The sequence below is a fragment of the Streptomyces sp. NPDC048002 genome, from assembly GCF_040653275.1.
Classification (GTDB): Bacteria; Actinomycetota; Actinomycetes; order Streptomycetales; family Streptomycetaceae; genus Streptomyces.
Window position 1 is genome coordinate 45,080 of sequence record NZ_JBEZNL010000006.1, and the last position, 9,293, is coordinate 54,372.

Sequence of the window (9,293 nt, forward strand, 5' to 3'; positions counted from 1 at the left end):
GCGTGAGTTCAGCTACCACCCTCCGTCGATCACCGCTCCGGGCGCCGCCTCATTGACGATGAGCTACTGGGGGTAGCAACCACATGACCAAGAAGACGCGGATCCGCATAGCCCGGATCGCGGCCGGCGCGGTGATCGCCGCCGGTGCCACGCTCTCCGCCGCCGGCGTCGCTTCCGCCGACGTCTGCGAGGAACTGGGCGTCTGTGTCACGCCCGAGCCGACCGAGACCGAGCCGGAGCCGGAGCCGACCGAGCCCACCGGGGAGCCCACCGTCATCCCGGAGCCGACCGAGCCCACCGAGGAGCCGACCGAGCCCACCGAGGAGCCCACGGAGCCCACCGAGGAGCCGACCGAGCCCACCGAGGAGCCCTCGGAGCCCGGCACCGACCCGACCGACGACTCGGACACCGGGAACGGCAACGGCGGCGGCAACAACACCGACCCCGACGGCGGCTCCGGCGCCTCGCCCCAGCAGGAGGGGTCCTCCTCGCTGACCGACACCGGTGACGACACCTCCGCCCAGGGCAGCGGCGAGGAGCTCGCCGAGACCGGTTCGGGGCAGACCATGTTCCTGATCATCGGTGCCGCGACGATGATCGCCGGCGGCGTGGGCTTCCGCGTGCTGCCGCGTCTGGCCGGCGGCCGTGGCGGTGCGGCCGCCTGACGGTGGCCGTACGCACACCGTGCGTGACGAAGGGCCCGGAGCGATCATCGCTCCGGGCCCTTCTCGTACGTCTGGCGCGGCGCCCTACGCGGTCTGGTGGGCCAGCAGGGCCACCGCCGCGATCAGCACCGCGAGCAGCGCGATCAGCGTCATGGGGGTCAGGTTCGCGAGCGGGTTCGCCTGCTGGAGCCGTTCGCGGTTCGCGCGGCAGACCGGGCAGCGGCCCTCGTTCACGGGCGCCGCGCAGTTCGCGCACACCAGCCGGTCGTACGTCATGCGCCTCGCCCTTCTTGTGAGTGGTTCCGGGGGGAGAACGTCTCGGGGTCGCGGAACGTTCCCCTCTCTACTGTGCCAGGTTCCTCCGGAGGCCGCCCGGGCGCTGCCGAAGGAGGCCGAGGGAACGCGCCGCCGACGCCCCCGCGTGGGAACAAAACCGCATATCTGTGATGCAACGCCGCCGGTGCCTGCGCCCCCGCGCCGGACTCGCGTATGGTCACGCTCATCTACCCCCGGCGACCCGTGGTGCATCCGTGATCCGATTCGACAACGTATCCAAGGTCTACCCCAAGCAGACCCACCCCGCACTCAGGGATGTGTCCCTGGAAGTGGAGAAGGGCGAGTTCGTCTTCCTCGTGGGGTCCTCCGGTTCGGGAAAGTCCACTTTCCTGCGACTGATCCTGCGCGAGGAGCGGTGCAGCCACGGCCAGGTGCACGTGCTGGGCAAGGACCTCGCCCGCCTGTCCAACTGGAAGGTGCCGCAGATGCGGCGCCAGCTGGGCACGGTGTTCCAGGACTTCCGGCTGCTGCCGAACAAGACGGTCGCCGAGAACGTCGCCTTCGCCCAGGAGGTCATCGGCAAGTCGCGCGGCGAGATCCGCAAGTCCGTGCCGCAGGTGCTCGACCTCGTCGGGCTCGGCGGCAAGGAGGACCGGATGCCGGGCGAGCTGTCCGGCGGTGAGCAGCAGCGCGTGGCCATCGCGCGGGCCTTCGTCAACCGGCCCAAGCTGCTGATCGCCGACGAGCCCACCGGCAACCTCGACCCGCAGACCTCCGTCGGCATCATGAAGCTGCTGGACCGGATCAACCGGACCGGCACGACCGTGGTGATGGCGACGCACGACCAGAACATCGTGGACCAGATGCGCAAGCGCGTCATCGAGCTGGAGAAGGGCCGCCTCGTCCGCGACCAGGCCCGCGGCGTCTACGGCTACCAGCACTGAGACCGCAGCGAGTTCCACGGAAAGGCTTGAAGCAGACGCCATGCGCGCCCAGTTCGTACTCTCCGAGATCGGTGTCGGTCTCCGCCGCAATCTGACGATGACGTTCGCCGTCGTCGTCTCCGTCGCCCTGTCGCTCGCCCTGTTCGGCGGGTCGCTCCTGATGAGCGACCAGGTGAACACGATGAAGGGCTACTGGTACGACAAGGTCAACGTCTCGATCTTCCTCTGCAACAAGAGCGACGCCGAGTCCGACCCCAACTGCGCCAAGGGCGCGGTGACCGCGGACCAGAAGAAGGAGATCACCGCCGACCTGGACAAGATGTCGGTCGTCGACACGGTGACGCACGAGACGCAGGACCAGGCGTACAAGCACTACAAGGAGCAGTTCGGCGACTCCCCGCTGGCCAGCTCCCTCACGCCGGACCAGATGCAGGAGTCGTACCGGATCAAGCTCTCCGACCCGGAGAAGTACCAGGTCATCGCCACCGCCTTCGACGGGCGCGACGGTGTGCAGTCGGTGCAGGACCAGAAGGGCATCCTGGACAACCTCTTCGAGCTGCTCAACGGCATGAACTGGGCGGCCCGCGCGATCATGGCGCTGATGCTGGTCGTCGCGCTGATGCTGATCGTCAACACGGTCCGGGTCTCGGCCTTCAGCCGGCGGCGCGAGACGGGCATCATGCGCCTGGTCGGCGCCTCGGGCTTCTACATCCAGGCGCCGTTCATCATGGAGGCCGCGGTCGCCGGACTCATCGGCGGGGCGGTCGCCTGCGGATTCCTGGTGGTCGCCCGGTACTTCATCATCGACCACGGTCTGGCGCTCTCCGAGAAGCTGAATCTGATCAACTTCATCGGCTGGGACGCGGTGTTGACCAAGCTCCCGCTCATCCTCGCGACGAGTCTGCTGATGCCCGCGTTGGCCGCCTTCTTCGCGCTGCGCAAGTACCTGAAGGTGTGACACTTGCCAAGAGGGGCCGTACGGTCAACCGACCGTACGGCCCCTCGCGTTGTCCTAGACTCACCGGCATGTCAGGTCGTGACCTGTTCTGTCAGCCCCGCCGCATGCGCCGCGGGGCCGCCCTGACATTGGTGTTCACCAGCGTCCTCGTGGCCGGCGCGGCCACCGGCGCCCTGCCCGGACCCGACCGGAAGTCGTCGCCCGACACCCCCCGTTCGACCACAGCGGCCCGCCATCAGCAGGTCGCCGAGGCCGCCGCCGAGGCGATGGCCGACGGCAAGTCCCCCGTGGAGGCCGCCGAGCGCGCCGTCAGCCGCAGCGGGGACCGCTGGGGCGCGGTGTACTCCGAGGGCGAGTACGAGGAGTTCGAGGAGGCCCTCGACGGCCGGTACACCGGCGTGGGCCTGCGGGCCCGGCGCGAGCGCGACGGCCGTATCGAGGTCACCGGGGTGCGGGCCGGGTCGCCCGCGGCCGAGGCCGGGATCAGGGCCGGGGACCGGCTGCGCAGCGTCGACGGCGACAGGGTCGACGGGCGGCCGGTCACCGAGGTGGTCTCCTTACTGCGCGGGGACGCCACCGACGCGCCCGCCGGCACGGAGGTCCGGCTCGGCATGGAGCGCGGCACGCGCGCGTGGAGCCTCACCGTGCGCCGCGCGCGGCTGTCCACCGACTCCGTCACCGCCCACCGGACCGGCGACGGCGTCACGGTCATCCGGATCGACTCCTTCACCAAGGGCTCCGGCGACGCGGTACGGGCCGCGGTACGGCGGGCCCCGGCCGACGGCGGGATCATCCTCGACCTGCGCGGCAACTCCGGCGGACTGGTCACCGAGGCGGTCGCCGCCGCCTCCGCCTTCCTCGACGGCGGCCTGGTCGCCACCTACGACGTCGACGGCGACCAGCGCGCCCTGCACGCCGAGCCCGGCGGCGACACGGCCAGACCGCTGGTCACGCTCGTGGACGGCGGCACGATGAGCGCGGCCGAACTGGTCACCGGCGCCCTCCAGGACCGCGGCCGCGCGGTGGTCGTGGGCTCCCGCACCTTCGGCAAGGGCTCGGTGCAGATGCCGAGCCGGCTGCCCGACGGCTCCGTCGCCGAACTCACGGTCGGGCACTACCGCACCCCCTCGGGCCGCGGGGTCGACGGCCGCGGCATCACCCCCGACCTCGACGCCGACGCCGGCGCGCTGGCGCGGGCCGGGACGGTCCTCAGCGGCCTGGGCGCGGAGTAGCCGACCCGGGAAATCCGCTTCCCGCGGACCCCCTCCGTAGTGCGAAAATGGACGGCACTATGAGCAAGGGAATGTACGTACCCAAGGAGTCCCAGTCCAAGCAGGGCGGGAGCGCCGCCAAGGCCAAGGACGGCGAGAAGGGCGGCAAGCGCAAGATCGTCGCGCAGAACAAGAAGGCCCGCCACGACTACGCGATCATCGACACCTTCGAGGCCGGTCTGGTCCTCATGGGGACCGAGGTCAAGTCGCTGCGCGAGGGACGGACGTCGCTGGCCGACGGCTTCGTCCAGATCGACCGGGGTGAGGCGTGGCTGCACAACGCCCACATCCCCGAGTATCACCAGGGCAGCTGGACCAACCATTCCGCGCGCCGCAAGCGCAAGCTGCTGCTGCACCGCGAGGAGATCGACAAGCTGGAGTCCAAGGCGCAGGAGACGGGTCACACGATCGTGCCCCTGGCCCTGTACTTCAAGGACGGCCGGGCGAAGGCCGAGATCGCGCTCGCGCGCGGCAAGAAGGAGTACGACAAGCGCCAGACCCTGCGGGAGAAGCAGGACCGGCGGGAGTCGGACCGGGCCATCGCGGCGGCCAAGCGCAGGCAGCGGGAGGGCTGACGCCGGGAATACGCTGGCATGCGCGTGCCTTGGTCACGTACGATGGCACTGCACCTCACAGCGGGTGCGACCCCCTCGTCAGAGGGTTTGAAAAAACAACATGGGGATGATCGGTTTCGACAGCGGTTGTCGAAGCAGGGGAAGCGTGTCGAGGAAGCGGCCATGATCTCGTAAACCACAGGCCGAAACAAATAATCGCCAACACCAAGCGCGATTCCTTCGCCCTCGCTGCCTAAGTAGCGACTTGCGAAGTGTCAGCCCGGGGCTGTTCCCGACCCGGATCCTGGCATCAGCTAGGGGACTAAACCTTGATCCCGGTCACGGGGTGAAAAGGGAAATCAAACAGTGACTGAGCCCGTTCCGGACTTGTCCGGGTGATTCGGAGGGCTGAGAAACTCGTACCGGACTGCACACGGAGAAGTCCTGTTTCCGCACCGTTGGACGCGGGTTCGATTCCCGCCATCTCCACTCATCCCATGTTCCAACTGAATACCGTGGCAAGGCCCCGTCGCTCCCGAGCGCCGGGGCCTTCGTCGTGCCCGCCGGGCGCCGGGTATCTGTGACAGTCCTGTGACTGGTGATGTGGCCCCGATCACAGCTGCCGTGATCGAGTCCTGGTGGCATGAGCGCATGCCCACCGCCTTGCGTGCCGTGCCCCTCGCACTCGCCGGAGTCCTCCTGCTCGCCGCCTGCGGAACCGAGAGCGCCGGGGCCGGAGCCGGGGCCGGGGCCGGTGGCCCGGTCTCCGCCGGGAAGATCTGCCCCTCGGACCCCCAGTACGGCGACCTGTCCGGGGCCGGCAGGGCCACCGCCGACGCGGGCCGCCCCTCCGGCACCCCGTCCCCGCTGCCCGTCACGCCCTCCGAGGACGGCGAGGTGCGGATCACCGGCCTGTACGCCTGGGGCCCCGACAGCGGCTGCGGGGCCGACTGGTCCGCCGACTACGAGATCACCAACGACCGTGCGGGGGCGGTGAGTTACACCATCACCTTCAGCCTCACGTCGAGTTCGGGCAGCGCCGTCGACAGCGCCCGGCGGACCGTGGATTCCGTCGGACCGGGCGAGACCGTCAAGGGCACCGTCGTCATGGGGAGTTCGACCGGCTCGTCGGCCGGGGTGTCCGGAGTGAAGGTCCTCAAGGTGCGCAGCGTCCCCGACGACGAGGCGCCGACCGCCTCGGGCACGTGCCCCAAGTCCGGGGTCCACGTCTACGCGGACGAGGGCGACGCGGCCATGGGCCTGCGCGTGGTCGGGCTGCACCTCGTCAACTGCGGCACCGGGACGTACGAGTTGAACGGCTTCCCGGAGGTCGAGCCGCTCGACGAGGACCATGAAGCCGTCGGGGAGGTGAAGGTCCTCCAGGGCGCCTCCACGATCAGCACCGGTCTCGGCGACGACACCGCCCGCCCGCTGACCCTCGCCCCGGGCGAGGCCGCGCTGGCCAGGCTCGCCTGGCGGAACACCACCGAGTTCGGCGACCCGGTGAACGCTCCGTACGCCCGGATCGTCGCCAAGCCCGGAGCGGACCCCGTGACGGTGATCCCGGAACTCGACCTCGGCACCACCGGCAAGCTCGGCGTCGGCCCCTGGACGAAGGACACGACCCGCACCCCGTGACATCCCGCGGGCACAGCGCCACCGGCAGGGGTCACGGCCGGCCCGCCGCCCCCGCCGCGTCGGGGGCCGGTGCCTACTTCCTCGACGCGGCCCCCTGCCCCGCCGGCCGGCCGGGGGCGTCCCGAGGGCCCGGCACCCGACCGGTGGATCCGGTCCCGCGCCCGGGGGCGGGCGCGGTCCGGGTGCCCGCCCCGCGCGTCACCGCGATCAGCAGGGCCACCCCGGCCGCGGCGACCGGCACCGCGTAGCCCGCCGTCGGCGACACGTGCTCGGCCGTCCAGCCGCCGGCCGCGCTGCCCAGGGAGATACCGCCGAGCAGCCCGGTCACCGCCAGCGTCATGCCCTCGTTGAGCCGGCCCTCGGGCGTGAGCCGCTGGACCAGGGTCATATTGGTGATCATCGTGGGCGCGGTCGCCATCCCGGAGACCAGCAGCGCGCCCGCCAGCAGGACCAGCGAGCCGCTGACGGACGCCACGAGCAGCGGCAGCGTCAGCGCCGCCGCCAGGGCGGCCAGACACCACGGGTAGCGGCGCTCCGCGGAACCGCCCGGCTTCAGGGCGCCGTACAGCAGTCCCGCCGCGAAGGAGCCGCCCGCCTGGAGGGCGAGCACCACCCCGGCCGCCGTGCCGTGGCCGCGGGCGTCGGCGAAGGCGAGCGTGACGACCTCCAGCGCGCCGAACACCCCGCCCACGGCCAGACACACCGCGAGCAGCGCCGGCATCCCGGGCGCCCGGTACGGGGCGCGGCCGGCGGCGGCCGACCGCAGGACCGGCGGTTCGGTGGCGCGCTGGGCGGTGAACAGGGCCATGCCCGAGACCAGCAGCAGCACGCCGGTGAGCGTGCCCGCCTCCGGGAAGAGGCTCGCGCACAGGAACGCGGCGAGGACCGGGCCCAGCATGAAGCAGAGTTCGTCGGCGGCCTGCTCGAAGGAGTTCGCGGTGTGCAGCGCGCCCGGGTCGCCCTGGAGCAGATGCGCCCAGCGGGCCCGCGCCATCCCGCCGATGTTGGGGGTCGTCGCGGTGGCGGCGTACGCGGCGAAGAGGGTCCAGTCGGGGGCACCGTGACGGGCGCACAGCGCCAGCGCCAGCTGGCCGAGGACCGCGACCAGGGTGGCGGGCAGGGCGATCCGGGACTGCCCGTGCCGGTCGATCAGCCGCGCCGTCCAGGGCGCGACCAGCGCGGTCGCCGCCAGCCCGGCCGCGACCACGGCGCCGGCCAGCGCGTACGAGTCCCGCGTCCCGGCGATCATCATGACCGCGCTCACGCTGAACATGCCCATCGGCAGGCGGGCCATGAGGTTGCCGGCGGTGAAGGCACGGGTGCCGGGCAGGGCGAACAGACGGCCGTAGCCGGAGGTCGGTCGGGGCATGGACCCACCGTCGCCGCAGGCCCGCCCCGGGGTCCAACACCTTCCCGGAGCCGATTGACGCACCCGCGTTGTAAATTCACGGCATGCCCGCCCACCTCGACCCCCGGCTGCTGCGCGCCTTCCTCGCCGTGGCCGACGAACTCCACTTCACCCGCGCCGCGGCCCGCCTCTTCGTCGCCCAGCAGGCCCTCAGCCGGGACGTCCGCAGGCTGGAGCGGGAGCTGGGCGCCGAGCTGTTCGTACGGACCACCCGGCAGGTGACGCTGACCGCGGACGGCGAGCGGCTCGTCCCGCACGCGCGCCGGGCGCTCGCCGCCCAGGACGACCTGCTCGCCGCGTTCGGACAGGTCCGGCCCCTGCTGGTGGACGTGAACTCGCCGGGACTCGGCACCGGGACCCGGGTGCTGGAGCGGGCCCGCGAACTCGCCCGGGACCACGAGCTGATGGCCCGCTACGAGAGCGGGCTGACCGGAGCCGCCGCGGAACTCCTCGCCGGACGCCTGGACGCCTCCTTCGGGCGGTACGCGGGCCTCGACCCGGTGCTGCGGGCGGGCCTGGACCACCAGCCCGTGCGGTACGAGCCGATGGCGGTGATCCTGCCCGAGGACCATCCGCTGGCCGCGCTGGACCGGGTGCCGCTCGGCGCGCTCGCCGGAACGGTCGTGTACGCGGGCGCCGGGAACCCCCGGACCCCGGAGTGGACCGACCTCGCCCACCGGCTCTTCGAGGACCGGGACATCACGGTCGCCGCGCCCGCGCCGCTCGCCGTCGGGCACGAGGAGTTCCGGCGGATCATGGCCAAGACCCGCACCCCGGTCCTCGCCGTGGTGGGCTTTCCGGCCATGCCCGGCTCGGTGCTGCGGCCCCTCACCGACCCGGTCCCGCTGTCACCCGTGTCGCTGGTGTGGCGCAGGGGACTCGTGCACCCCGGCATCGACGCGTTGCGGCGGGCCGCGGCCGAGATCGCGGAGGCCGAGGACTGGCTCCGGCCACCTGCGGGGGGATGGATTCCGGCCAGTGACAAAGTCACGATGCGGCTCCACAACTGACACGCGGCAAACATGGATCTCACTCGTGCGCTACATTCTTGGCCTGAGCACGGTGTGATATTGGGGGCGCTCGGACCGGGTGGGGGCCCGGTTTCGGTCGACGGGTGCTCAGAGTCGTGCGCGCACCCGTAGGTTCCCGTGGGGGGATGAGTGCGCGTGAACAACTGGCGGGAAGACGCCCAACCGGACTGGCCGGAGGCGGCATCCGGAACCCAGCCGACCCCGACCCGCGAGGGTGACACCCAGGCGTTTGCGGAGACCGCCTTGAACAACATGAACAGAGCGAACCAGGGCGACGCCGACGAGACGACGGTGCTCCCCACCCACACCCGGCCCCACGGCACCGCCGACCAGGGGCGCGCGGACCTGACCGAACTCCTCTCGGCGTTCGACCGCTTCGACGGCGCGCAGCCGGCCCCGGCCCCGGCCCCGGGCGGCCGCAGGCCGCGCCCCGGCGCCGAGGCGTTCACACCCCGTGAACCGCGCGCGGCGGGCGAGCCCGCCCCGGCGCGTGAGCAGCCCGCCGACGTCGAGGCGTTCCCGCACGTCGGCAGCGAGGCGTTCCCGAC

General features: G+C 71.8%; 9 protein-coding genes, 1 other RNA gene and 1 pseudogene. 9 read left to right on the top strand and 2 right to left on the bottom strand.

The genetic code is table 11. The features are described 5' to 3' along the window. Positions 1 to 83 precede the first annotated feature (83 nt). A complete protein-coding gene (locus tag AB0E07_RS10760; RefSeq protein WP_362248382.1) occupies positions 84 to 665 on the top strand; it encodes an LPXTG cell wall anchor domain-containing protein in 582 nt (193 codons plus the stop codon). 84 nt (positions 666 to 749) lie between these two features. Here the strand turns inward: AB0E07_RS10760 and AB0E07_RS10765 are convergent, their stop codons facing one another. Further along, on the bottom strand, positions 750 to 941 hold the full coding sequence (locus tag AB0E07_RS10765; protein WP_351931243.1) for a hypothetical protein: 192 nt from the start codon (positions 939 to 941) through the stop codon (positions 750 to 752). Positions 942 to 1,195: 254 nt separating this feature from the next. Here AB0E07_RS10765 and ftsE point away from each other — a divergent pair, with 254 nt between their 5' ends. The 6 genes from ftsE (at position 1,196) to AB0E07_RS10795 (ending at position 6,306) form a co-directional block, all read left to right on the top strand. Beyond that, positions 1,196 to 1,885, top strand: coding sequence for a cell division ATP-binding protein FtsE (gene ftsE, locus AB0E07_RS10770; protein ID WP_362248384.1), 690 nt, complete (start codon positions 1,196 to 1,198; stop codon positions 1,883 to 1,885). 40 nt (positions 1,886 to 1,925) lie between these two features. Continuing rightward, the gene (gene ftsX / locus AB0E07_RS10775) at positions 1,926 to 2,843 is read left to right on the top strand and encodes a permease-like cell division protein FtsX (RefSeq protein WP_362248386.1); all 918 of its coding nucleotides are present in this window, start codon (positions 1,926 to 1,928) and stop codon (positions 2,841 to 2,843) included. Between the two features lie 68 nt (positions 2,844 to 2,911). Then, positions 2,912 to 4,075, top strand: coding sequence for a S41 family peptidase (locus tag AB0E07_RS10780; RefSeq protein WP_362248388.1), 1,164 nt, complete (start codon positions 2,912 to 2,914; stop codon positions 4,073 to 4,075). Between the two features lie 71 nt (positions 4,076 to 4,146). Further along, positions 4,147 to 4,689, top strand: a complete 543-nt coding sequence (gene smpB / locus AB0E07_RS10785; RefSeq protein WP_362249048.1) for an SsrA-binding protein SmpB — start codon at positions 4,147 to 4,149, stop codon at positions 4,687 to 4,689. Positions 4,690 to 4,791: 102 nt separating this feature from the next. Then, positions 4,792 to 5,160: a transfer-messenger RNA gene (gene ssrA, locus AB0E07_RS10790) on the top strand. A 159-nt stretch (positions 5,161 to 5,319) separates the two neighbouring features. Then, positions 5,320 to 6,306, top strand: coding sequence for a DUF4232 domain-containing protein (locus AB0E07_RS10795; protein WP_362248390.1), 987 nt, complete (start codon positions 5,320 to 5,322; stop codon positions 6,304 to 6,306). Positions 6,307 to 6,379: 73 nt separating this feature from the next. On the opposite strand, the gene AB0E07_RS10800 is transcribed toward AB0E07_RS10795, so the two are convergent. Next, a complete protein-coding gene (locus AB0E07_RS10800; RefSeq protein ID WP_362248392.1) occupies positions 6,380 to 7,675 on the bottom strand; it encodes an MFS transporter in 1,296 nt (431 codons plus the stop codon). A gap of 83 nt (positions 7,676 to 7,758) precedes the next feature. On the opposite strand from AB0E07_RS10800, the gene AB0E07_RS10805 reads away from it, so the two are divergent. Further along, positions 7,759 to 8,724 carry a LysR family transcriptional regulator gene (locus AB0E07_RS10805; RefSeq protein ID WP_362248395.1) on the top strand — a complete coding sequence of 322 codons (966 nt, stop codon included), beginning with the start codon at positions 7,759 to 7,761 and terminating at the stop codon, positions 8,722 to 8,724. Between the two features lie 273 nt (positions 8,725 to 8,997). Further along, positions 8,998 to 9,293: pseudogene (locus AB0E07_RS10810) on the top strand (hypothetical protein); the annotation flags it as partial.